The 24,015-nt window shown below is 38.1% G+C and carries 20 protein-coding genes; 16 read left to right on the forward strand and 4 right to left on the reverse strand.

The features are described from left to right. Positions 1–26 precede the first annotated feature (26 nt). Complete coding sequence (locus BLR60_RS11680; RefSeq protein WP_090499969.1) at positions 27–1,220, reverse strand: FecR family protein; 1,194 nt, start codon at positions 1,218–1,220, stop codon at positions 27–29. 94 nt (positions 1,221–1,314) lie between these two features. Next, positions 1,315–1,914 carry an RNA polymerase sigma factor gene (locus tag BLR60_RS11685; RefSeq protein WP_090499972.1) on the reverse strand — a complete coding sequence of 200 codons (600 nt, stop codon included), beginning with the start codon at positions 1,912–1,914 and terminating at the stop codon, positions 1,315–1,317. A 400-nt stretch (positions 1,915–2,314) separates the two neighbouring features. Here BLR60_RS11685 and BLR60_RS11690 point away from each other — a divergent pair, with 400 nt between their 5' ends. Genes BLR60_RS11690 through BLR60_RS11705 form a run of 4 tightly spaced genes read left to right on the forward strand, consistent with a single transcriptional unit; the run spans position 2,315 to position 4,855 of the window. Beyond that, positions 2,315–3,034 carry an SDR family NAD(P)-dependent oxidoreductase gene (locus BLR60_RS11690; RefSeq protein WP_090499974.1) on the forward strand — a complete coding sequence of 240 codons (720 nt, stop codon included), beginning with the start codon at positions 2,315–2,317 and terminating at the stop codon, positions 3,032–3,034. A gap of 54 nt (positions 3,035–3,088) precedes the next feature. Continuing rightward, on the forward strand, positions 3,089–3,703 hold the full coding sequence (locus tag BLR60_RS11695; protein ID WP_090499978.1) for a MarR family winged helix-turn-helix transcriptional regulator: 615 nt from the start codon (positions 3,089–3,091) through the stop codon (positions 3,701–3,703). A 10-nt stretch (positions 3,704–3,713) separates the two neighbouring features. After that, positions 3,714–4,550, forward strand: coding sequence for a phytoene/squalene synthase family protein (locus BLR60_RS11700; protein WP_090499982.1), 837 nt, complete (start codon positions 3,714–3,716; stop codon positions 4,548–4,550). A gap of 32 nt (positions 4,551–4,582) precedes the next feature. Next, the gene (locus BLR60_RS11705; RefSeq protein WP_244155643.1) at positions 4,583–4,855 is read left to right on the forward strand and encodes a TIGR03643 family protein; all 273 of its coding nucleotides are present in this window, start codon (positions 4,583–4,585) and stop codon (positions 4,853–4,855) included. 153 nt (positions 4,856–5,008) lie between these two features. On the opposite strand, the gene BLR60_RS11710 is transcribed toward BLR60_RS11705, so the two are convergent. Further along, the gene (locus tag BLR60_RS11710; RefSeq protein ID WP_090499984.1) at positions 5,009–5,896 is read right to left on the reverse strand and encodes a LysR family transcriptional regulator; all 888 of its coding nucleotides are present in this window, start codon (positions 5,894–5,896) and stop codon (positions 5,009–5,011) included. Positions 5,897–5,987: 91 nt separating this feature from the next. On the opposite strand from BLR60_RS11710, the gene BLR60_RS11715 reads away from it, so the two are divergent. The 9 genes from BLR60_RS11715 (at position 5,988) to BLR60_RS25525 (ending at position 18,278) form a co-directional block, all read left to right on the forward strand. Next, positions 5,988–6,710, forward strand: a complete 723-nt coding sequence (locus BLR60_RS11715) for a class I SAM-dependent methyltransferase (RefSeq protein WP_090499986.1) — start codon at positions 5,988–5,990, stop codon at positions 6,708–6,710. 215 nt (positions 6,711–6,925) lie between these two features. After that, a complete protein-coding gene (locus tag BLR60_RS11720) occupies positions 6,926–7,615 on the forward strand; it encodes a hypothetical protein (RefSeq protein WP_090499988.1) in 690 nt (229 codons plus the stop codon). A 236-nt stretch (positions 7,616–7,851) separates the two neighbouring features. After that, positions 7,852–9,252 carry a S41 family peptidase gene (locus BLR60_RS11725; RefSeq protein ID WP_090499990.1) on the forward strand — a complete coding sequence of 467 codons (1,401 nt, stop codon included), beginning with the start codon at positions 7,852–7,854 and terminating at the stop codon, positions 9,250–9,252. A gap of 155 nt (positions 9,253–9,407) precedes the next feature. Then, complete coding sequence (locus BLR60_RS11730; protein WP_090499992.1) at positions 9,408–9,920, forward strand: RNA polymerase sigma-70 factor; 513 nt, start codon at positions 9,408–9,410, stop codon at positions 9,918–9,920. Between the two features lie 465 nt (positions 9,921–10,385). Then, on the forward strand, positions 10,386–11,408 hold the full coding sequence (locus tag BLR60_RS11735) for a FecR family protein (protein ID WP_090499994.1): 1,023 nt from the start codon (positions 10,386–10,388) through the stop codon (positions 11,406–11,408). Between the two features lie 167 nt (positions 11,409–11,575). Then, entirely contained in the window at positions 11,576–14,821 is a 3,246-nt protein-coding gene (locus tag BLR60_RS11740) for a TonB-dependent receptor (protein ID WP_090499996.1), read from the forward strand. A 380-nt stretch (positions 14,822–15,201) separates the two neighbouring features. Then, positions 15,202–16,503, forward strand: coding sequence for a hypothetical protein (locus tag BLR60_RS11745; protein WP_143009069.1), 1,302 nt, complete (start codon positions 15,202–15,204; stop codon positions 16,501–16,503). Between the two features lie 96 nt (positions 16,504–16,599). Further along, positions 16,600–17,700: a hypothetical protein gene (locus BLR60_RS11750; RefSeq protein WP_090500001.1), complete on the forward strand. Its 1,101-nt coding sequence runs from the start codon at positions 16,600–16,602 to the stop codon at positions 17,698–17,700. A 332-nt stretch (positions 17,701–18,032) separates the two neighbouring features. After that, positions 18,033–18,278 carry a CBU_0592 family membrane protein gene (locus BLR60_RS25525; protein ID WP_449421145.1) on the forward strand — a complete coding sequence of 82 codons (246 nt, stop codon included), beginning with the start codon at positions 18,033–18,035 and terminating at the stop codon, positions 18,276–18,278. Here BLR60_RS25525 and BLR60_RS11760 read toward each other — a convergent pair. Continuing rightward, positions 18,250–18,873 carry a TetR family transcriptional regulator gene (locus BLR60_RS11760; protein ID WP_090500006.1) on the reverse strand — a complete coding sequence of 208 codons (624 nt, stop codon included), beginning with the start codon at positions 18,871–18,873 and terminating at the stop codon, positions 18,250–18,252. The genes BLR60_RS25525 and BLR60_RS11760 overlap by 29 nt on opposite strands. A gap of 193 nt (positions 18,874–19,066) precedes the next feature. Between BLR60_RS11760 and BLR60_RS11765 the strand changes: the two genes are divergently transcribed. From BLR60_RS11765 to BLR60_RS11775, 3 genes are read left to right on the forward strand one after another with little or no spacing between them, the layout of a single operon-like run. Beyond that, positions 19,067–19,288: a hypothetical protein gene (locus BLR60_RS11765; protein WP_143009070.1), complete on the forward strand. Its 222-nt coding sequence runs from the start codon at positions 19,067–19,069 to the stop codon at positions 19,286–19,288. Then, positions 19,285–22,485 carry a SusC/RagA family TonB-linked outer membrane protein gene (locus tag BLR60_RS11770; protein ID WP_090500011.1) on the forward strand — a complete coding sequence of 1,067 codons (3,201 nt, stop codon included), beginning with the start codon at positions 19,285–19,287 and terminating at the stop codon, positions 22,483–22,485. The genes BLR60_RS11765 and BLR60_RS11770 overlap by 4 nt, the downstream gene beginning before the upstream one ends. Positions 22,486–22,495: 10 nt before the next feature. After that, positions 22,496–23,953, forward strand: coding sequence for a SusD/RagB family nutrient-binding outer membrane lipoprotein (locus BLR60_RS11775; protein WP_090500013.1), 1,458 nt, complete (start codon positions 22,496–22,498; stop codon positions 23,951–23,953). Positions 23,954–24,015: the final 62 nt, after the last annotated feature.

Below are 24,015 nucleotides of genomic sequence, written 5' to 3' on the forward strand. Positions count from 1 at the left end.
AAAATTAGTTGATTATTCGTTATTTATTATTTGGATACATATACGGTTCTGCCTTTAATTTCAAAATGTGCTTCTCCGGTAGATTCGACGATTTCGAGAACCTTGGAGATTTTATCAAACCTAGAAACTTTACCACTAAACCGTTGATTGGTTTTTTCGCCGATGTAAACCACTTCTACATTATACCAGCGTTCAATCATTTTCATGATATTTTCAATGTGCTCACTTTCCACCACAAACTCGTTATTTTTCCAGGCCACAGCCAGGTCTGTATCTGTTTCATTAATCTGTATCCCTCCCCTGTAAAGTTTAGCCTGCTGTCCTGGTTTTAAAATCCTGGAGTCTCCCGATACAGATAACTTCACACTTCCCTCTAATAAAGTTGTTTTCTCTATTGCGTCATCGGCATAACTGCTGATGTTAAAATGAGTTCCTAATACTTCTACTTCCTGGCGGTCTGTTTTTACAATAAACGGGTGTTGTTTATCCTTCGCGACTTCGAAATATCCTTCACCACTCAGGGTAACTACCCGCTTTCCGTTTTGAATGAGGGAGGTGGCGTATGTGAGACTGGAAGCGGCATTTAAATACACAAGTGATCCGTCAGGCAGCCGTACCTGATAGGTTTCCCCACGAGCGGTAGACAGGGTATTGGTAGCATTAGGATCCGAAGCCTTTTCACCAACTTCGTACACCAGTTTGCCGTCGGCAGATTTAGTAATCACTATCCCGGATTCTCTTCCTATTTCGCCTTTGGACGCATTTGCCAAGCTAACTTTCCTGCCGTTTGCAAGGGTAAGTACCGCACCATAACGCCCTGGCTTGATTTCATTTACAGCAATTTTAGAGACATCGGCAATCTTTTCTGGTTGTTTATTGAGAAAATAAAAACCGAGGTAGGCTACGGCTAAAACTGCAGCAACAGCAGCGATTTTTAACCAAAGTCTGAGCATTTTATGTTTACCTTTGGGCACGGCTTGTGCTGATTGCTGAATCTGTGCAAACAAATCCTGGTCAACCTTTCCCAGTACCTTCGCAATGGCCAAATCTTTTTCATATTGCTCATCGTGAACCTCTAATGCGCCGATGATGAGATTTTTTAATACTTCCTGGTCTTCATCGAGTTGAAAATAATCCATCAGAAGTTGCGTTTCTTCAAGACTACAGGTATTATCCAGGTGTTTTTTGAAGAGTATATGGAGTTGTTCAGCTGTTTTCAAGGTTCAATTTTACAGCTAATACGGAGCTGAACAAAAATATCCTTAGTCTGTTAACAAGAAATTAACAATTAATTTCCAAAAACAGCGATCTGGATTAAAAGCCTTTAAATAAAACAGCCAAAACTACTGAAATGGTAAATGCGGAAGAATCTTTAAAATACGTTTTAAGAAATCTATTGGCCTGCAGCATATGGCTACTAATAGTTTTGGCATTAATGCCCATAATCTGCTCTACTTCTTTATAAGATTTACCTTCTAATTTGCAGAGCGTAAAAACCATTTTACGCTGTGGAGGCATCAGGTTTATCGCATGTTGTAATTTTTCAGCATCTTCTTTACTCAGCAAATCTTCTTCAACGTGAAGATACAGCTCTGAACTTGAAGCAACCATTTTAGTTAATAAACGTTTGTCTTTAGCTACTTTCCGAAAGTAATCATGTACCAGGTTTTCTGCTATACGAAAAAGATAAGATTTAAAAGATTTTTCGGGGTCAATCTGTGCCCGCACCTCCCATATTTTAAAAAAAAGCTCTTGCAGCACTTCTTTTACCAGGTCGTCAGATTTGAGAAGTTTGAATAAATTTCCGGCGATCCGAAATTTATAGTTATTGTATAATATTTCAAATGCCCGCTCGTCACCATTTTTTAATTGAAGTAATAAAGACTTTTCATCGGTGTGATTAACATTGATCATTCGTCTGGCAAATATACATTAACTTAAAAAGACAAGGTAGTTATAATTTTGGAAACGCAATAGCCCGTTTATTTAACTGCAGCTTTTTAGATCCAATCCAATGTTCCAGGCATTACGGACGAAATTATAAAACCACCTGGATACGCCTGAAAACGCTAAATTGATCAAATCATTTCAACTGAACGTCATGCGGTATAAGCCAGCTTGATGCCGGATTTTTATTTGATTCTTTATAAGCCATTACCCCCTCTGTGTGAACCGGAATGGCGTCAAGGGCGCGAGTCTTAGCTTATCAGTAATATGGTTATCGCTAATTGTTATGAAATAATTTGTTTATTTATAAACCAAAACAATTAAATTTACGTATTTATAAACTATATTAACATCCAAAAATCATCTCATGCAATTCCAAAATAAAAACATACTCATTATTGGCGCAAGCTCTGGTATAGGCCTTGAGTTGGTTCACCTGCTTAATAGTGAAGGCGCAAATGTCTTTGCTGCATCGAGAAATCCTTCAGACAGCTGGCCAGAATCTATCCAATATATTAAGCTGGATGTAATGCTGGAAGCAGGGATCTTATCCGAAGTGCTACCTGCTGAACTACATGGATTTGTTTATTGTGTTGGCAACATTAACCTTAAGCCTTTTTCCAGAATTACAGAAAACGACCTGATAGCAGATTTTAAACTTAATGTTGTTGGGGCAGCTTTGTCCATACAACAATCGCTTAAATCACTAAAAAGCGCTACAGCTGCATCCATCGTAATGATCAGTTCTGTAGCAGCAAGAACTGGAATGGCTTATCATGCCAGCATTGCAGCATCCAAAGCAGCGGTAGAGGGATTAGCTATTTCTTTGGCGGCGGAGTTGAGCGGAAGCCAGATTAGGGTAAATGTTGTGGCACCTTCTTTAACTGATACACCATTAGCATCGAAACTACTCAATACCCCGGAAAAGATGGAAGCCTCTGCGAAAAGGCATCCCATAGGAAGATATGGATCAGTTCAAGACATCAGCAGCGCCATCAGATTTTTATTATCGCCAGAAAGCAGTTGGATAACAGGTCAGGTTATTCCCATTGATGGTGGCATGAGCAATTTAAAAACAACATTTTAATTGTTAAACCAGCGCCGAAGAAACCGCATCTAAACTGTTCTAATCTAAAAAGACATGATGTACAATCTCATAAACGAACTATTATTATTGGTTAAAACTTACGAAAACACCGCTATAAAACCGAAAGATGATTTACAGGCTTTTCAAAAATGGATTAGTGAACATTCGGCAGACAATGCCTCATTACCTAATGTAGAACCTGACTGGAGCGGTAAAATAAGCGGACGATCTGCAGATAGTGTGATCAATACAACGCTTGTCCACCTTTACAGGTATGCAAAGATGCATGCAAAGGAGGCGATAGCAGAAAGTTCATTCTCTACCCCAGATGAATTCATTTACCTCATCAATCTGGTTTCGCACGGTGCAATGAGCAAAACAGACCTGATTAAAGAAAATGTGCACGATAAGCCAGCAGGAACATTGATTATTAAAAGACTACTGGATAAAGGGTTTATCGAGCAAAAACCTTCAGGTATAGATAAAAGAAGCGTAATCATAGGCATTACGGAACAGGGAAATGATGAACTTAATAAATGTATGGATAAAATCCGCCTGGCATCGGCCAAAGTTACCGGTCCGCTAAATAACGATGAAAAAATGAGGCTGATTGCTATTCTCAAAAAGCTTGAAGACTTCCATTACGAACAAAATTTTGAAAAGATTTAATTATCAATAAATGAAGATAATCTATGACAGCGTATCTGCGCAGTGCAGCAAAGTAGTTACCAAAAGTTACAGCACAAGCTTTTCATTGGGTATCCGTTTCCTAAACAAACGCCATCGGGATGCCATTTATGCCATATATGGCTTTGTGAGGCTTGCAGATGAAATTGTAGATAGTTTCCACGACTATGATAAGGCCACCCTACTGTATAAATTTAAGAGGGATTGTGAAGAAGCTATCCACGATCAGATCAGTTTAAACCCGATCCTTAATGCCTTTCAACAGGTGGTAAACCAATACAAGATAAAAAAAGAACTCATTGAGCTCTTTCTGGAAAGTATGGAGATGGATCTTCATCAGCAAAAATATACTCCTGAAAAATATGACCGTTACATTCTGGGTTCGGCACAGGTTGTGGGCTTAATGTGCCTGCAGGTTTTTGTAGATGGCGATTCGGATAGTTATGAGCGTTTAAAGGAACCTGCGATGAAACTGGGTTCTGCTTTCCAGAAAGTAAATTTTTTGAGGGATGTGAAAGCAGATTTTTATTCCTTAAGCAGAAATTATTTCCCGGATATAAACCTGTCGGAATTTTCAAGAACTGAAAAACTTGTAATAGAAAGCCAGATTTCAGCTGAATTCGATGCTGCACTTTATGGTATAAAAGCATTGCCAAAATCATCACGCGGTGGCGTATACCTGGCATACGTTTACTACAGAGCACTTTTCGAGAAGATAAAGAAGAAAACGGCAACCCAAATGATGAATGAGCGGGTTAGGATTTCCAATGGCCAAAAATTTATGCTGATGTTTGGCTCAGCCCTTAAAAGCAGATACAACAAAATATAACGGGTAAGTAAGAGCTGATAACAGATTAAAAAATGACTAACATCGATTTACTTTCAGCTGTTGAAATTGACAGGATCATCGAAATGGCATGGGAAGACCGGACTACCTTTGATGCTATCTTTATACAATTTGGACTTAAACACCAGGAAGTGATCGTGTTAATGAGGAAACAAATGAAAGCGTGCAGCTTTAAAATGTGGCGAAAACGGATGAATAATAAATCTACCAAACATGCTGTTTTAAAAGCTAATGCAATTTCACGTTTAAATGCGACCGACAAAGGGCAATTTCAAATAATAAAATAACCAAAAGGTAATTTGGCCGAAATGGAATTTACTACAGATTATAATATAATTTTAAGTAAAACTAAAAATCCGGATGTTATGCAATATGCAAAAACCAGGAATTCATAAATTAATTGGAAAAAATCCTTTAAAAAATAGATATCGAAATGAAAATCAATCAATTTTCAACTGAGCATAATGGTTAATAAACCAATTTAATGCCGGGTTATTATTTGATTCCTTATAAGCCAATACGACCTCTGTGTTAATCGGGATGGATCCAAGCTCAATAAAAGAAACTTTCAACTGGGCGTATTGCGTTTTTAACGATAGTGGCAAAATAGATACACCCAAGCCCGCTTCTACTAATTGCAGTATCGAGTGTACATTGTTAGCTTCGTGGGTAATATCAGGACTAAAGCCCATTCTCTGGCAAATTTCTATAAGTTTCTGATTATACTGTGGGGCAAAATCTTTATTAAAGAAAATAAACGGACTCTTGCTTAAAAAAGCAGCAAGTTCTTGCTGATTATCAATTTTGTGATCTGTACCGGCCAAAACCACCACAAAAGGATCGAAAAACAAGGATTCTACTTTCAATTTATCAGATAACACAGGAGCTCTTAAAATCCCCACATCCAGGCCACCATGCTCCAGCGCGGTAATTTGGGCCAATGTAGGCACTTCGAACAAACTCGTTTTGAGATAGGGAAATTCCTGATGCATTAATTTTAAAATTTCGGCCAGTTGCGATTGATAAACGGAACTGATATAACCAATCTTAAATTCACCACTCACACCTTCATGAATTTTACGAACCACTTCTTTACTTTCTTCCAGCTTGGCAAACATAGTATCTATCTCATTTTTAAAGTATTTACCAGCGTTTGTTAAGGCAACCCGTTTATTATTCCGAAAAAACAACTGTACGCCAAGTTCTTCTTCCAATTCTTTAATCTGCCTGCTCAAAGGCGGTTGCGAAATAAAAAGTTTAGTGGCTGCTTTGGTAAAATGCAGTTCTTCTGCAACGGTTTTAAAATACAAAAGGTGTCTAAGTTCCATATCTATAATACTTAAAAGGTATTAATTTATGCAAAAATTGATATTTTACAAATATGATTAACAACGATAGCTTTACAAAAAATTAAAAGCAATGAATAAGGATTATTCGCATAAAGCAACAAATGAGGAAATAAAGACAAGGTTCGACAGCGATGTAGAACGTTTCTCGAACCTGGATAGCGGTCAACAAACTACTATTGATGCACCACTTACCATGGAACTTTGCACGGAGGCAGCCAAACACATTAATCCCAATGCAAAAGAACTATTGGATATTGGTTGTGGTGCAGGCAATTACACGTTAAAAATGCTCAGCAAAATCCCAAACCTGAACTGTACACTCAACGATTTGAGTTTGCCCATGTTGGAACGTGCAAAAGACAGGGTATCGGCACAGACTACCGGAAAAATAACATTGATCCAGGACGATATGCGTAACCTGAATTTGCCTGATAACCATTTCGATATTGTACTGGCCGCAGCAACCTTTCATCATTTGCGTACAGATGCCGATTGGGAAAATGTTTTCACCAAAATTTATAGAGCTTTAAAACCCGGTGGCAGTATCTGGATTTCGGACCTCATTGCACACGATTCAGTTTTGATTGATAAACTTTTTCAGGATCAATACGGGGCTTACCTGGAAACACTTGGCGGTGAAACGTATAAACAAAAGGTATTAGATTATATCGAATATGAAGATACCCCACGCTCTCTGAATTATCAACTGGCTTTGCTACAAAAAGTTGGGTTTAGTGTTACCGAGATCCTGCATAAGAACTGTTATTTTGCAGCATTTGGCGCAATAAAATAAATAGTAACCCTTCAGGGTAACATTTATACAAATAATCAAGCCCCATTAGCAATGCTGTAATCAACGCCAAAGCATATTCGTACTTTTTAACCAATTTATAGGAGCTTTAGACCTTTTTTGAAAGTGATTCTTGACCGAAATTTGCAGTCTAAATTTTATCAGAGCGGAATCATAATTAATTTGATTCCGCTGATCACTAACCCAAATTCATTAAGGTGGCTAATTATACAATCACATCAAACCCAAAAGGCTTTAAAACTGCTATTATACGGCTAATTGCCTATAGCGCATTCATTTTTCTGATTGCTGAATTTCTGAAATGGAACGTAAAACACGAAGCAGTAAGCAATAAGTTTAGTGAAGATTCTGCGGTAGAATATGTTCAGAGTATTTTGTTACTTTTAAGTTCAGGCATTTTTCTCTATGCTTCTTTTAAGTATAAATCGCTATTTCCACTTTCTTTCGCCCTTTTTGCTTTTATGATGGCCTCTTTTATCAGGGAACAGGATGCTTTTTTAGACCAGCACGTGTATGATGGAGCTTGGCAAACCGGAGCATTTGGCCTGCTCTTGCTGGCAACTTTGCTTATTTACAGAAATAAAATACTCTTTTTCTCGAACTTAAATAATTTTGTAAACCAGTTCTCTTTTGGAATTTTATTATCAGGTATTGTAACTACTTATGTTTTTGCGCGCTTATATGGAAGAAAAGTTTTTTGGATGGCCGTTATGGAGGCGCAATATGCCCGTGATGTCAAAAATGTATCGGAAGAGTCTCTGGAACTTTTTGGCTATGCACTTATTTTTATTGCAAGCGTAGAGTTCTATCTATTCGCTAGTGCCAAAAACAGTGCAATAGCATTAAAAAAGCACCAAAGTCAAGAATCCTTACCCATTTCTGCCTGATTTAACATGAGTTCGGTTTAAGCGGACTGGCTTTGGCTTGTTTTGAGTAGAAATTGTCCGATAATCTAATAATAATAATGTCCGTTTCTTTTTTTAAGTATTTCGCTATCCCGAATCCACGTTAATTATAAATTAACAGTATTCATTTGTTCATTTAACCGCTCTAGCTGAAGTTTAAAACTTAATACGCGCTTAACAATAGTAGTTTTAAGTTTGTTGTTAAAAATCAGAAGGTTATGAAAAAACGCTCTACTCACTTAAAAAGAATTGTTTATTACTGTTCTTATCTTATTATTCTGATCGTTTCCCTGCAATCCTGTAAAAAAGACAGCAAACAGCCCGATTATCCCGCTGGCAGTAATGAAAACATCAATACCTGGATACTCGACAGCCTAAAGCGTTATTACTATTGGAATGAGCAGTTGCCTTCCGATCCAAATATCAGTTTATCGCCAAAAGATTTTTTTAATACCGTCCGCAATGCTTCCGATCGTTTCTCTTATATCAATATCCCAAATGATGCCACAACCATTACCCCCAACAACCGGAACTTTGGGTTTGATTATGTAACCGTTAGCGACCAGAATAGTGCAAAAGTAATTGGGATTATCAAACTGGTTTTAAAAGATTCTCCTGCATCAAGGGCGGGTTTAAAACGTGGAGATTACATCAGTAAGATCAATGGGAAAATTCTAACATCAACCAATGCACAGGCCTTGCAGGACGAAATTTTAAGCGGCGACCACTTTTCGCTTGGTCTGGCAGAGCAGAACAACAATGTATGGACAGATACTCGTACCGTAGAACTGACCAAAGGCATAATTCTCGATCAAAAAGAAATCAGTAAAGTGCTGGAAAGTGCTGGAAAAAAAATCGGCTACCTCTATTTTCTTGATTTTAATGGTGGTTTGGCCAGTTCATTGACTCCGGTTTTCAATAATTTCAAATCGGAAGGCATTACCGATCTGATTCTTGACTTACGCTATAATTCTGGCGGACAAGTAGCAGAAGCGGCGGCAATATGTGCCATGGTTGCACAAAATATAACTTACGATAAAGCATTCATCACCTATAAAGGCAATAAAAACGGTGGAACCAGAACAGAATCGATCGGCACTGCAGCTACTTTCGATCGAACGGTAAACTTCAATGTTTTGCTTCAGCAAAACCTGGGTTTAAGCAAGGTTTATATCTTGTCAACAGCTTCCACTGCATCAGCTTCGGAAGTGATGATCAACAATTTAAAACCCTTTATCCAGGTGATACAGATCGGTGAAAAAACCAGGGGAAAAGATGAAGCATCCTTTAGGATATTTGATGCCCGAAACCCAAAACAGGTCAATTGGGAAATACATCCGATCGTTTATAAACTGTTTAATGCACAGGGAAGCGGGAATTACAGTGCTGGTATCCCACCAGATGTAGCTGTAAATGAAATTAATACTTTACCCCTGCTCCCATTTGGCGATCAGAACGATCCGCTGGTAAAGACAGCAATAGCAAGAATAAGCGGCAAAGTAACCAAAACCAGAATTGATCTTAACACAATGCTTTTGGGGGCTTTTCGTCCCGGAAATATTTTAATGGATTCGAGGGCCGAATCTGCGCAACAGGGCATGGTTATTACCCACCGCTAAACAAGTCAGAAAAGGTCTTATTAGCTTAACATTAACTTTAAATGCAAGCTGTAATTTGCATCCGTTAACCGCTACTCATGGAAAAGTTGGAAGATTTTAAAAATATAAAACTCCTGAATGCATTGAAAGCTTGAGATTCGGCCGCTTTTAATGAAATTTACCACAGGTACCGCCAAAAGATATTTGGTTATGCTTACCATTTTACCCGCTGCCGCGAAGAAGCCGAAGAACTTACACAAGATAGCTTTGTCAGACTTTGGGAAAACAGGGCTAAAGTAGATCCCGAAAAAAATTTCGATGCTTTTCTTTATACCCTGATCCGCAATAATTTTTTGGGCAGACTCCGTAAAAAAGCGAGAGAAAAAGCTTATAGCTGCGAAAATTTAGTACAGGAGCAATCTTTTAATGCGATTGAAGATGAACTTGATGCGAAAGAATCGAAACAACTGGCTCATAAAGCGATAGAAAGTCTTTCTCCGCAAGTAAAAAAAATATACCTGCTGAGCCGTAATGACTACCATACCCATGAAGAAATATCGCAACTGATGGGCATTTCTAAAAACACGGTCAACAATCACCTTAAAAAATCGCTGGGTATCATGCGAAAATACTTTAAGACTTATTCGCCAGAAACGATAATATCGTTGGTAGTAATGATATTTTGCTGAGCGGTTCGAGTAAGGCGTAGAGCGCGGAACATTGCGCGTTTGCAACCATGATCATCGCGACTGAAGCATTTTTTGGTTCTCGACTGCTTTGCACTTCGCTCGAAACGATGATAGCCAGGGAGATATTTCCATTAAATCTACTGGCCATTCATATCGATTTTTATACAATAAATTATCCCTGAAGATGAACAAGTCTCATTAAATTTTTCGCGTTCCCGTGCCTTCGTGGCCAAATTAGCTTAAATTTTATTTGATCTTCTATCATTTAACCAACACGGAATTAAGAGCATTAAGCTTTAAAGTTAACGCCTAAAATACCCGCTAACCGTTCATTGCCAATTGATTATTGGTTATTAATTGACAATTAAATCCTCTTTTAAAAAAAATCTTCTCCCGTTATAGCTGTATGCCAAGTCTCGCGCATATATACAGTAGTGCGCAGCATAAAAGCTTACAAATATTAAAGTGAAAGAAAACATTAAAATACTATTTGAACATTATTTAGCAGGAAAAACCACGCTGGAACAAGAAAAAATCCTGATGGAGTATCTGGCCGATCCGGCAAACGCAGATAGTGAATTTCATGGCGTAATGGAAAAGGCCTGGGCAGAACAAAAAAGCGAAACCGATCATTCCTTAACTGCTGTCCAAGGCCTGGCAGAGATATGGAATAAAGTTGAAGAACGCAAACCACAAATCAGATCAAGCTTCTCTCTTTTAAAATATGCTGCAGCAATTGTAGTAATTATTTCTGCAGCGCTAGGCTGGTATACATTTAAGAACGCGCAACAACCTATACCAATAGACGTTGCCTTTTTAAGTAAAACCACTCAAAAAGGCGAAAAAGTAAAATTGATTTTGCCTGATAGTTCTGTTGTATACCTTGGTACTGGAAGTAAACTCACCTGGCCATCACATTTTGCTAAGGGTAAACTCAGAAGTATCCGATTAGAAGGTGAAGCTTTTTTTGAAGTAAAACATGATACCAAAAGCCCTTTTATAGTACATAGCGGTCAAATGCAGACCAGGGTTTTAGGTACTTCATTTAACATATATGCCTACCCTAAAGATGGTACTTTCAGTGTTGCAGTAAGAACCGGAAAAGTAGGCGTTTCAGAAAACCGTGATGGTAAATTAAAACATTTATCACTCCTCACTCCAGGAATGAAGTTATTATATCATTTAAAGGCACACGATTATACTGTAAGTAATGAGCGCATCACCGAAGTAAATGCATGGATTAAAAACAGCTTTGCTTTTAAGGATATAGCGCTGCCCAATATTTTTAAGTCATTAGAAAGGTATTACAATGTGCATTTTGAACTGAAGACCAATAAACTAAACCAGTGCAGGTTTAATGCCACGTTTACTAACAAAAGTATTAGCGATGTAATGGAAGAAATCCGTGTGATGAGCGGCAAAAAAATAAAATATAAAATAGATACTGCAAACAAAACAATAACCGTATGGGGGGAGGGCTGTCAATGATGAGTTAGCGATATGCTATAGCGCTGCAAAAAGCGCAATTAACCGGATTTATACCTACGAAAAACAAATTAAACCTCTTTCATGAACAAGGAGCCGGATTGCTCGAACAACCCAGCTCCTAAAACAAAAGTTTTTAACCCGTGAGAATTAAAAAACATCTTGAACCTATGAAAATAGGATTTTACGACTATATAAAAGAATATTTTATCAATTTGGATTACCGCCCTATAGTAGCGATAATGGTATTGTGTACCTTTTTATTTAACCAGGGCATGGCAAGCAGCTTTGCGCAAACGCCTAAAGAAAGCGGTTTGAGTATTAATATAGCCGCTAAAAGTATACATGAAGCACTTTCATTATTAGAGGATAAAGCAGGGTTTTCCATCAATTACAACAGATCGATTTTTAGCCCGAACGAAAAAATAAACCTTGAGGTAAAGAATATGCCACTTGAGTTAATCCTCAAGAAAATATTGTTGGGCACCAAAGTAACATATCGGTTTGCTGATGCCAATACCATATTGCTTTATAAATTACCAGATCCGGTAAAACCGGGCCGGATATCAGGAAAAATATTCGACGAAAAAGGTGAAACACTTCCTGGTGCTTCGATAAAAATTATCGAAACGGGTAAAGCTACCCAAACCGCCAGCGACGGAAGTTATAGCATCAACGCAGAACCTGGCACCTATACGGTAGAAATCAGTTATATTTCATTTGTGACCCAACGCATCAGTGATGTGACGGTAAAGGCCGATAAAGCTACGCCTTTGGATATTTCTTTAAAACCCGATGCAAAAGGGCTTAAGGATGTTTTGGTAACCGCCACATACAAAAAAGCATCAGTTGAAGGCTTATTAACCCGTCAGAAAAATGCCTCCGAGATCAGTAATGGAATCAGTGCCGAACAGATTTCGAGAACACCAGATAAAAACATAGGCGAAAGTTTAAAACGCATTAGTGGGGTGAGTTCAGTAGATAATAAAATGGTTTTGGTACGCGGTATAGGCGAGCGTTACAATACTGCCCAGCTAGATGGCATTACCTTGCCAAGTACTGAGGCGCAAACCCGTAACTTCTCCTTTGATTTAATTCCATCTAATTTAGTTGATAACGTAGTGGTGAGTAAAACCGTTACGCCAGATATGAGCAATAGTTTCGGTGGTGGTTTAATCCAGATTGCTACCAAAGACATCCCTACCGAGAATTTTATAAGTTTTACGGCAGGTACTGCTTATAACGATCAAAGTACAGGCAAAGATTTTTTAAGTCATAAAAGAGGCAAATATGATTATTTCGGTTTTGATGATGGCAGCAGAAAATTCCCAACAGATTTGCAGCATACCGAACCAACCGTTACACCAAATAACACACTAACGCCAGAGCAATATGCACAAAAGATAAAAGCCCAGAGCCAGAAATTTACCAACGACAACTTTACGATGTATAAATATAAAACGGCTCCATCGCAAAATTATCAGTTTACAATCGGAAGGATTATCAAAATAGATACCACGAACAATAAAAAGCTTGGTGTTACAGGTTCATTAAATTACCGCAATACCCAGAACATTAACATTGTTGAACAAATTACCAGGAGTGAATGGAATATTAATACGCAAAATAATGGAGGCAAATATATGTTTAATACCACTTTGGCGGCTATGCTTAATGTTGGATTACAGCTGGATAAAAATAAGTTTAGCTTTCGCAATACCTATTCGCACATATATAACAATGATTTGATGAGAATAGCTGGATACGATAACATAGATGGATATGACTTTTTTACAAAAGGATTAAAACCTAATGCCATTACCGAAACTGATGATCCTACTTATACAGACCTTTTACAAAATAAGTTAAACGGCCAGCATCAGGTTGGCAAAGTGAAATTAGAGTGGAACTTATCACGTACATCAATAGATCGTAAAGAAAAAGACATGGGCATTACCACTCAAAATTTGAAGCAAATAGGTAATGATTATGAATATTTTTATCAGGCAAGCGGACAAAGAGAAGGATATATTAAACCTACCTCCCGACATAATTATAGCAATACAGAGCACCATTTTTCATGGGGCGGTGATGCAAGTATGCCCTTCAAAGCCGGCCCTTTAAGCAATAACATCAAAACCGGTTATTTTGGCATTCATAAGCAAGGCACATTAAATTGGGACATTGTTTCGCTGGTTCAGAATGCCAATATTCCTGACAGTTTAAGGAATATCCCGATTGGGCAGATGATTGATCCAGCTAAAATTGGCGACAATGGCTACAATTACTTTATCAGTCCTTATTATTTAAATGGATATCAAGGAAAAAGTATTACCCAGGCAGGCTACCTGATGTTAGATAATCGTTTCGCTGAGCAATTACGCTTAGTTTGGGGAGTTAGAGCCGAATACTATAAATACACTGAACTTCGTAACGATATAAATGTAAAAGGAACCAGTTCATTTTTACTACCGGACGAAAAAAAATGGCGTTGGTTACCATCTGCAAACCTAACTTACAGCCCTACCAAAGAAATTAATATCAGGGCAGCATTTTCAAACGCTGTGGTACGACCTGAGCTGATGGATAACAGCCAGTTCTTTAGATATGACCCGATGTTCGATGCACTTTTAGGAAATGCAGGTATAGCCAGTACCCAAATTAAAAATTACGACTTTAAATTAGAGTGGTTTCCTGGTCTTGGCGAAATTATTTCTGCAAGTGCATTTTATAAAAAATTTGATAAGCCAGTTGAGTTAACCTATAGCCTATCCAACGGAGTTGGTTTATATTATATCAAAAATTCTGACGAAGCAAAAGTTTATGGTTTAGAGTTCGAATTGAGAAAAAATCTTGGTTTTATTAGCAGCAATAGCCTGCTATCCCGTTTAACGCTGTACAGCAACCTCACTTTACAAAAAGCAGATGTTGTGGGTACCTACAAAGCTACTGGGACTAATGGAGAAAGCATTAATGTAAGTTCCAAAACAAAAAGAAACATGTATGGCCAGGCACCTTATCTGATTAACGCCGGCCTGCAATACCTGGATCAACATTTTGGCTTTAACGTTGCCTATAATAAATCAGGCCGTAAAACGACACTTGTCAGTCCCGAACTTCAGCGTATTGAATATGAAAGTCCAAGAGATCAGATTGATGCACAAATCAGTTATAAATTTTACAAAAACAGGTTTGAAGTGAAAGTTAATGCGGGTAACCTCCTCAATAAAGCTTCAGTGATCTATAGAAATACAGGAAGTTATGAGAAAAACCCTGACTTTAATGTAAGTGCCGATTATAGCACACAATACGTTTTGAAGCCAGGTTTTACCGACAAATTTGAGGATGGAGATCAGATCATGTTTTCTCAAAAATTTGGACGCACTTATAGCACTTCTATTACCTATAATTTTTAAACCTACCATGAAAAACAATATAAATAAACTTAAACCTTCAAAAAGGAAAGGAGGAACAAAGTTTCCTGCATAGCCATAAAAAAACGAAAGGTTGTACTAGAACCCTTCGTTTAAACCGATCATTTCTAGTGGAACGGCCAATCCAGGATAAACCTGAAATATTAAAAAAAACTGCTGTTAAAAGCCAAGGGCAGCCAACAGATTTGCTTAGTTATCGATAAGAATACTAAGATATAAAAAACATCCAGTTTAGCGATATGTAAGCCTTTATTTCTATAAAAAATGAGGAATTATCTGCCCGTACTTCTAAACAAACAAAAAATCAACCTTAAAAAACATGGATCATACCTATCAGGTCCTATGAAAACAAAAAAATGAAAATGAAAAATTTCAAAAACTTAATCGGTCTTTTATCAATTGTTGCTGTTTCTTTTACAGCTTGTAAGAAAAATGAAGGCGGTTCATCTGCATTTGGTAACCGCAGCACTTCAGCAGCAGATTACTCACAGTCATCATTGCCAGTTGTGGCAGTTAGCGGAGACATTACCAGCTCTGTAACCTGGACAGCCGGAAACGTATACGAATTAAGTGGTATTGTAACGGTTAGAAATGGTGCAACGTTAACCATTCAGCCAGGTACCTACATCAAAGCATCAGCAAACACTCCAGGTGTACAAAACGGTGTATTGGTGATTGCCAAAGACGGTACAGTCAATGCTGCCGGAACAGCTAATGATCCAATTGTATTTACCAGCCGTAACCTTTTAGATGGTAACGCCAGCACAACAGGTACTCCTGGTGATTTTGGTGGTGTAATTATTCTAGGTAATGCAAAAATCAACGTTGGTGACAAACTAATTGAAGGTTTAGCAGATGAAGGTAAATATCATTATGGTGGTTCGAATGATGAAGATAACCGTGGTACTTTCCAATATGTTCGTATTGAATATGCAGGTTTCCAGTTAGCTCCAAATATCGAAGTTAACGGTCTAACCTTAGGTGGTGTAGGTAATGGTACTACTATCGATCACGTACAGGTTTCTTATGGTCTTGATGATGGATTCGAATTTTTTGGTGGTACAGTTAACGCTACTAACCTAATTGCTTTGGCTTCTGATGATGATCAGTTTGATTTTGACAACGGTTTTACCGGATCATTGACTGATGCAGTTGCCATTGCCGATAAAAACTCCACACACAGTACAAGCAGTGGTGCCAGCGATTCAAACGGTATCGAATCTGATAACAATGCACCTGGAGAAGATGCTACTTTTAGCTTATTACCTAAAACTCACCCAACTTTAACTAACGTAAGTGTTTTCGGAACTGAAAATACTGCTGGTATTGCTGGTTTAGGTTACCGTAATGGTATCCGCGAGCGTAGAGGTTCGGAAGTTACTTTGATCGACGTAATTGTTTCTGGTTATCCAAGAGGTATCGTTTTTGATGCTGACGCCAATGCAAGTCTTTCAGATCTTAATTCTACATCTGTTCACGGTTTTACGAGCGCTGTTACAGCAGCAGTTGGTACTTATTTTGACGGTGGTGGCAACACTTTAGTCGTTAACGGTAGCAATGCAAGTGCATTTGGTGTAAGCCAACCTTGGTACAACACTCCAGGTTCTCCATCTACAGTTACCCTTCCAAGCTGGGCAGCTACATGGTCAAAACTTGTATTCTAATTTTTTCTCCTCTTAATCAAAGAGACTGTACCCCAGTGGTATAGTCTCTTTGATTATAAAAACAGGATAAGCCTGTTTAAATGATAATTACCTAATATGAAACTAAAATTTTTTACTCTTTTCTTTTTTTCTGCAGCTATTACGTTAAGTTTTTCTTGTCGCAAAGCAGAACTCCTTCAACCAGAACCATCAAAAGTCATCCAGTTAAGTATTAGCGGAAATACAGAGGTAGATCTGGAATACTTGTATAAAGATAGTGTGATAGCTGATACCAAAACTGGTACTACAAATAGTATCAATATTAAAACCCTGCTTACAGTAAAAGACCAAAATACTACCCTAAAGGTAAGAAAGAAGGGTACAGCAGAAATACTACTAACTAAAAACATTACTGCAACGCCTTTCGATCAAAGTATCAGTATTTTTTACGATGGCAATAAAGTATACAACAATTCCATTACATTGGCAATTAAAAGTTATGCGCTATCCGGAGAGCTCGAATTTTTATTGGATGGAAATCTGTTCACTTCAGGAACAGGCGCTATCAATAAAGTATCCTCCATACTGATTGATAAGGGCACGACAAGAGAAATTACCATCCGCAAAAAAGGAGAAACGGCCATTTTACTTAAAAAAGTAATCGAATCAACAACGGCCCGGCAGAATATTGGTTTCTTCTTTGATGGAACCAATATAGTTGATAATGTAAAACTCGATCCTCCTGCTAATCCGGCCAATATGATGATCACTGCCAAATTTGAAACCACATTTCCAATTCAATTTAAAGGTGTTGATGTAGACCTTGTATTTTATACCAGGCCTTCATCTGCTGCGAACACAGTAGTTGGCACAAAAGTTATACCCGAAATTAGGTTTACCTTACCAAAAGATGGCTCTCTAAATTCCATTGAACTACCAGCACTGCCTGGGCCGAATTATATTTACAGCTTCGATATTGTTGAAAAAGGCACCAATAACTATCCTTATAACGCTGGTACCCCTTTGATTATTAATGGTTATACACTTAAACCTAACGAAGGTAGAGTTACCTCGGCTTTTGCAACAGATGGATTCAATTTTCAGGCAGGAAAATCTAAATTGTTTGTAATTACAGACGCCAGAACATCGGTAGCGGCTTCAAAAACTATTTATGTGTCAGGTGGCAAATTAACAGACCTTTCACAATATTTTCAATAGAGAAAATCAAAGGTGTTAAAACTATTTATCATATCAACCTGAAACTAAAGGCAGGCATTTCCTGCCTTTCTGCTATCAAAAAACTGGTAAACCGCTTATTTTGATAGCAGTACAATTTGGTGATTAATCCCGCTAATGCCAGTTCTTTCGGTGTTCCTCAACCTGGTATGTGCATTTTCAATAGCGGCTATAGTAAAAAGTTATAGCCGCTATTTGTATCGTAGTTTATTGCAATAATCCAGATGTGATTTTTTTGCATTCCAATTCATTTAGACGTCATCACAATATTTCATAGCTTTACCGGCAAACAATACAACATGATGAATTTAGTGATGACGATCATTGGATGGTCTGGAGTAATATTCTGTACCTTAGGATATCTTTTTTTAAGCATGAAATTAATCCGCGCAGATTCGGTCTCCTTCCAGGCACTTAATATCATGGGTGGGTTATGTCTCGCCGTGACTGCTCTTGATACCCACGACCTTCCCAATGCAGCAGCAAATGTACTCTGGATGTCAATCGGTTTATTCGCATTAAGCCGTCAGTTTAGCAAACGGGAGCAGAAACAACCTTAACCGGCGATATACAAAGCGTAGCGTAGGCTTTTTGCTTATAATAAGCTAAACGTTCTGAATAAGCTTTTTTATCGCTTTCCATCGAAAGATAAAAATAAACCCCATCAACCATTACAAAAATAAAATCGGCAGCAACCTGCGGGTCATCTACATTTGTTAAGCCCTGCGCGTTGCATTGTTCGATCATTTTTGTTAGTCCATTACGCAACGAATCCAGAATCAGCTTATATTTTAGCTTGATTTTTTTTTCCCTGAATGCCAAAGCATAAAAAGTATAAAATAAACCGTCATCAAAAAGCAGGTTCCATTTTTTTGAAAACAACATTTCTATGGTTTTTTGTAAATCAGCTAAGCTTGCTTGCCCCTTATGTTTGATGGTATAGATTAACAAATACCGGTCGAGTATGTGGTCGATCAATTCATAAGTGAGTCCTTCCTTGGTATCAAAATAATGAATAATAAGACTTGGATTAATATCCATCACTTTGGCAATCTTGGCAATAGATGTATTTTCATACCCCTCTTTCTTGGCCACCTGGTAAAATACCTTAATAATTTCAAGTCTTCTGGTCTCTTTTAGGCTTTTGCGTCCCATCGTGCAGTTAATTTAATGCGGCAAACTAATCAAAAGTAGCTGGATTCTGCAAATTTATTTTGATTAATAAATTGAATGAACGTTCAATTAATATATTAATTTACACTTAACTTATTCTTAATATGATATGTTCAATTTAGCGCCGCTGAAAAGCACCTATCATTCCAAAAACAAACAAAAAATATTAAGTAAAATGAAAAAAAAGCTACCATGGATGTTCACCTCGCTGATCCTGTCCGCTAGCACATTTGCTCAAAGGATCACCATCAAACGTGTGGTCGCTAATGCAAAGATTGGGGAAACGATCCGTGCCTTAAATAGTGTGCTTATGTTAGGAATAGGCCAGCAGGGAACCGAATTGAACAAGGTCTCGATAAAAACATTTAAAACTTTAACTAACGAATTAGCTTTATGAAAAAAAGATTTACTTATGCATCTTTAGTTTGCCTGAAGAAGAGTTTATGGGTAACCTGCCTGTTTATTGTTATTTTCAATTCTGCCTTTTCTATTCCCAAAACGAATGAGAAGATTGTTTTAAAGCCTTCGGAGCAAAAAAGAATACCAGAAAATGCCAGAATTATTAAAGGCCATGTTACTGATGAAAAGAAACTTGGTATCCCCGGCGTATCAGTATTAATAAAAGGAACCAATACCGGTACGGTTACTAACCAGGAAGGCGATTTTTCAATCAAGGCCAACGATGGCGATGTCCTCGTTTTTAGCAGTATTGGATATGTTAACAAAGAGATCACAGTTGATCATTCGGATATGTACCAGATCATGATAACCGAGGATGCAAAAGCATTATCTGAAGTGGTAGTTACCGCTTTAGGTGTTAAAAAAGAAAGATCAAAATTAGGTTATGTGGCACAAACGGTACAAGGCGAAAATTTAGTTAAAGCACGGGAGCCGAATATTATTAGTTCGCTTACGGGAAGGGTCGCCGGCCTTAACATTAGCAACTCAACTGATTTGTTTCAGGATCCTGGTATTTCATTAAGAGGCAGAAAGCCACTTATTGTTATAGATGGTATACCAGATCAATCTGCAGATCTTTTCCGTGTAAATGCAGATGATGTCGAATCTGTAACCGTATTAAAAGGTGCCAATGCATCTGCACTATATGGTTCTATCGGGCAAAACGGGGCCATTATGATTACCACAAAACGTGGCAAGGGGAATAATCTCAGTATTGATGTAAATAGTTCTACGCAAATACAGCCAGGTTTTATCAGGATTCCGAAGGTACAAACAGAATATGGTGCGGGTTATAAGGGAAAATACACGTACGTTGATGGCTCAGGAGGAGGACAAGAAGGTTCCGGATGGATTTGGGGGCCAAAACTCGATCAGCCAGACCCCACTACGCCGAGTGGTTTTTTTGAGACGCCTCAGTTTAACAGCCCGAGAGACCCGATTACGGGAAAATTGGTTCCGCTTCCATTCCTTTCAAGAGGAAAAAACAATGTAGAAGACTTTTTTCAAACCGGGGTAATTTCAAGTAATAACATTAGTATTACCCAAAGTTCGGAGAAAGGTTCTTTTCGGGCTTCAGCATCGCATATTTACCAAAAGGGTATTGTGCCGAATACCGATCTAAACAATAGTTCATTTAATGTTTCCGGCAATTATAAACTTTCAGATGCATTTACAATCGATGCAAGATTAAATTACAACCGTCAGTTTACCAAGAACTTTCCTGAAACAGGATACGGACCCACCAACTATCTTTACAATCTGGTGTTATGGACAGGAACCGATGTAAGCGTGCAGGATTTAAAAGACTATTGGGTGCCGGGCAAAGAAGGTATTCAACAACGTAATTATAATATCTCTTACTATAATAACCCATATTTTCAGGCTTATGAATATTTGCGTGGTTATGATAAAGACAACACCTATGGTTCATTAAACCTGAATTATAAGATTAGTCCGGCTTTCAGTGTTCAGTTTAGAAATGGAATAAACACTTATGGCCTTAACAGGACCTATAAAGAACCAATGAGTTATATCGGCTATGGCAACAAATCCAGAGGACAGTTCACCGTTGCTACCCAAAACTATATTGATCTGGTTACCGATTTAATTGGAGACTACAACCATACCTTCAGCGATAAATTTAAGCTACACGCGCAGATTGGTGGTTCTAATTATTATAGAAACCACAAATACGGTTCTACCAATACGGATGGATTAACCATCCCTGGTTTTTATAACCTTAGTAATTCTGCAAATCCCCTTCAGGGCAGTAATTTTGTTGAAGAAAGAAGAACAAGCAGCGTTTATGCGATTTTAGATCTGGAATTTTTAAATGCAATTTATTTAACTGCTACGGGCAGAAACGATATCATTTCTACGCTCCCAACAAATAATAACAGCTTTTTTTATCCTTCAATAGGTTCATCTGTCGTTGTTTCACAGTTAACTAAATTGCCAGAATGGTTTAGCTATTTAAAAGCACGTGGTTCGTGGTCAAGAGTTTCGAGCGGTACGCTTGGGGATGACACTTATACCTATGGTTATCTTCCGGCATTTGATAAAGGAACAAGCTGGAATAGTATACCCGCGCTCACTTTTGGCAGTTTGCTTAAACAGGCCAACCTTACCCCACAAACGTCAGACAGTTGGGAGATAGGCCTGGATACCAAGTTTTTCAAGAACAGATTAAGTGTTGAAGCCACTTATTACCAGACAAGTGACTTTAATAATATTGCTTCCCCGGATATTTCAATAACAAGCGGATATGGTAGCCAGTTGGTTAATGGGAACATTTATCAGCGTAAGGGAATGGAGTTTGTGGTTAATGGAACAGTGTTAAAAAACAACGATTTTCAATGGGATATGGCCATAAATTTAAGCAAATACCGCAGGTATTTGAAAGAAATTTATGGGGGTGCCGAAACCCTGGGTAATCTGCGTGTTGGCGATAGAACCGATAGAATCTATGGTTCCGTTTATCAGACCAACAGCCAGGGGCAGATGATCTACGGAAGCAATGGTTTTCCATTAAACGATAATTTTTCAAGATTTATCGGAAATGAATCTCCAGACTGGACTTACGGCATTGAAAATACTTTTAATTATAAGAGTTTTACACTAAAGTTTCTGGTTGATGGGCGTATTGGCGGATTGATGTACTCGACAACCAACCAGAAAATGTGGTGGGGCGGTACACATCCCGGTACACTTAACCAATACCGTATTGATGCCAACGCCGGAAAAGCGACATTTGTTGGTGATGGTGTTGTGGTAACCAGCGGAACGGCCACTTATGATGCTAACGGTAATATCATCAGTGATACACGTGTTTTTGCCCCCAATACCAAAGCTGTAAATTACATCGATTATATGATCGAGACCAGTAATGGTGCCTATAATAACTACAACTTTTTTTCACAAACTTTCCTGAAGCTAAGAGAGGTTACATTAGGGTGGCAGGTACCCACTAAGCTGCTGGGTAAATCTTTTGTTAAAGGTTTAGATTTTTCAGTAGTTGGCCGTAATCTTTTATTGTTCTCCAAAATGCCAAATATTGATCCTGATCCTGCAAAAGATAACCTTCAAACGCCTTCAGCCCGTTCATTTGGTTTTAATGTAAACCTTAAATTTTAATCTGAATTATATGAAAAAGACATTATATATTATATTCTTTGCCGCAATCGCACAAATGGGCTGCAAAAAATTTAGTGAGTTTCAGGTAGATCCGAACAAAACCACCGCTGCAACACCCGATCTGTTATTAAATGCCGTTGAGCAAAGTGCCTTCCAATCAACCAATACCGATGTAGCACTTGCTTCCCGTCAAATGATAAATACAGATGAAATTAACTTAAACCAGTATTATGGCTGGAATCGGGCAAGCTATGGCAATTATAATAATCTGCGCCAGGTAGTGAAGATGGAACAAGCTGCCATAAACCTGAATAAACCTCAGTATTTGCCACTTGTAAAGTTTTTTAAGGCCTGGAATTTTTTACAACTAACGCAAACCTTTGGCGATATTCCTTATAGTGAGGCTTTAAAAGCTGAAGAAGATATTGTTGCGCCAAAATATGACAAGCAGGAAGACATTTACTTAAGTATTTTAAATGAGCTTAAAGCGGCCAACGGCATGATTGATGCAAATACTCCAGGTTTACAGGGCGACATCGTTTTCGGAGGGAATATATTACAGTGGAAACGCGTAATCAACTCGCTTTCTTTAAGGGTATTAATCAGTTTATCGGTTAAGGAAAACGACACCAGGTTAGAGATCAAAAAACGTTTTGCTGAAATTGTGAACAATCCAACGGATTATCCACTGTTTACGGGAAATGGAGACAATGCCCAGCTTAAATTTTACGATCTTCAGGGAAACCGCTATCCATATTTTAATAGCAATAGTATGCAGACTGCATACTATATGGATGAAACTTTTATCAATTTGTTAAAATCTTTACAGGATTCCCGCTTGTTCCGCTTTGCTGATAAAGCACCAAAATTCGCATCGCTTGCCGCAACAGATTTTAATGCGTACGGTGGCGGGAATGGTAGCGCACCAAAAGATGTGAATAATGCCCGTACGCTTGCAGGAGAAGTTTCTAAAATTAACCCACGTTATTATAATAGCCCGGCAAATGAGCCAAGTATAGCCTTGGGTTATGCTGAGCAGCAGTTCATTCTTGCCGAAGGCGTTGTAAGGGGATGGATTTCCGGAAACGCAAATGAATATTATCAAAAAGGGATCAGGGCATCAATGCAGTTTTATAATATCGATGAGGCAACTATCAATAGCTATCTGGCACAAACAACAGTACAATTAAATGCTAATACAAATCCGCTGGCAAACATTATTACCCAAAAATACATCGCATCTTTCATGAATAGCGGCTGGCAGCCATTTTTTGAGCAGCGGAGAACTGGTTTCCCGGTTTTTGATACTACAGGAGCAGGAGTTTTAAATGATAAACGCATTCCAAAACGTTGGATGTATCCGGAATCTGAATTACGATTGAATCAGCAAAATATTACCGCCGCAATATCAAGACAGTACCCCGAAGGTGATAACATTAACGGGATAATTTGGTTATTGAAACCATAAATAAACAAACAACAGCACTGCCACTTTTGTCGGTGCTGTTGGTATTTAACCGCAGTTTCAAA

This window comes from Pedobacter terrae, from assembly GCF_900100705.1.
Lineage (GTDB): Bacteria > Bacteroidota > Bacteroidia > Sphingobacteriales > Sphingobacteriaceae > Pedobacter > Pedobacter terrae.

Excerpts from the sequence above, each read along its gene's own strand:
- BLR60_RS11685 (WP_090499972.1), bottom strand. The coding sequence starts at position 1,914 with ATGATCAATGTTAATCACACCGATGAAAAGTCTTTATTACTTCAATTA.
- BLR60_RS11690 (WP_090499974.1), top strand. The coding sequence starts at position 2,315 with ATGCAATTCCAAAATAAAAACATACTCATTATTGGCGCAAGCTCTGGT.
- BLR60_RS11695 (WP_090499978.1), top strand. The coding sequence starts at position 3,089 with ATGATGTACAATCTCATAAACGAACTATTATTATTGGTTAAAACTTAC.
- BLR60_RS11700 (WP_090499982.1), top strand. The coding sequence starts at position 3,714 with ATGAAGATAATCTATGACAGCGTATCTGCGCAGTGCAGCAAAGTAGTT.
- BLR60_RS11705 (WP_244155643.1), top strand. The coding sequence starts at position 4,583 with ATGACTAACATCGATTTACTTTCAGCTGTTGAAATTGACAGGATCATC.
- BLR60_RS11710 (WP_090499984.1), bottom strand. The coding sequence starts at position 5,896 with ATGGAACTTAGACACCTTTTGTATTTTAAAACCGTTGCAGAAGAACTG.
- BLR60_RS11715 (WP_090499986.1), top strand. The coding sequence starts at position 5,988 with ATGAATAAGGATTATTCGCATAAAGCAACAAATGAGGAAATAAAGACA.
- BLR60_RS11725 (WP_090499990.1), top strand. The coding sequence starts at position 7,852 with ATGAAAAAACGCTCTACTCACTTAAAAAGAATTGTTTATTACTGTTCT.
- BLR60_RS11740 (WP_090499996.1), top strand. The coding sequence starts at position 11,576 with ATGAAAATAGGATTTTACGACTATATAAAAGAATATTTTATCAATTTG.
- BLR60_RS11745 (WP_143009069.1), top strand. The coding sequence starts at position 15,202 with ATGAAAAATTTCAAAAACTTAATCGGTCTTTTATCAATTGTTGCTGTT.
- BLR60_RS11750 (WP_090500001.1), top strand. The coding sequence starts at position 16,600 with ATGAAACTAAAATTTTTTACTCTTTTCTTTTTTTCTGCAGCTATTACG.
- BLR60_RS25525 (WP_449421145.1), top strand. The coding sequence starts at position 18,033 with ATGACGATCATTGGATGGTCTGGAGTAATATTCTGTACCTTAGGATAT.
- BLR60_RS11760 (WP_090500006.1), bottom strand. The coding sequence starts at position 18,873 with ATGGGACGCAAAAGCCTAAAAGAGACCAGAAGACTTGAAATTATTAAG.
- BLR60_RS11765 (WP_143009070.1), top strand. The coding sequence starts at position 19,067 with ATGAAAAAAAAGCTACCATGGATGTTCACCTCGCTGATCCTGTCCGCT.
- BLR60_RS11770 (WP_090500011.1), top strand. The coding sequence starts at position 19,285 with ATGAAAAAAAGATTTACTTATGCATCTTTAGTTTGCCTGAAGAAGAGT.
- BLR60_RS11775 (WP_090500013.1), top strand. The coding sequence starts at position 22,496 with ATGAAAAAGACATTATATATTATATTCTTTGCCGCAATCGCACAAATG.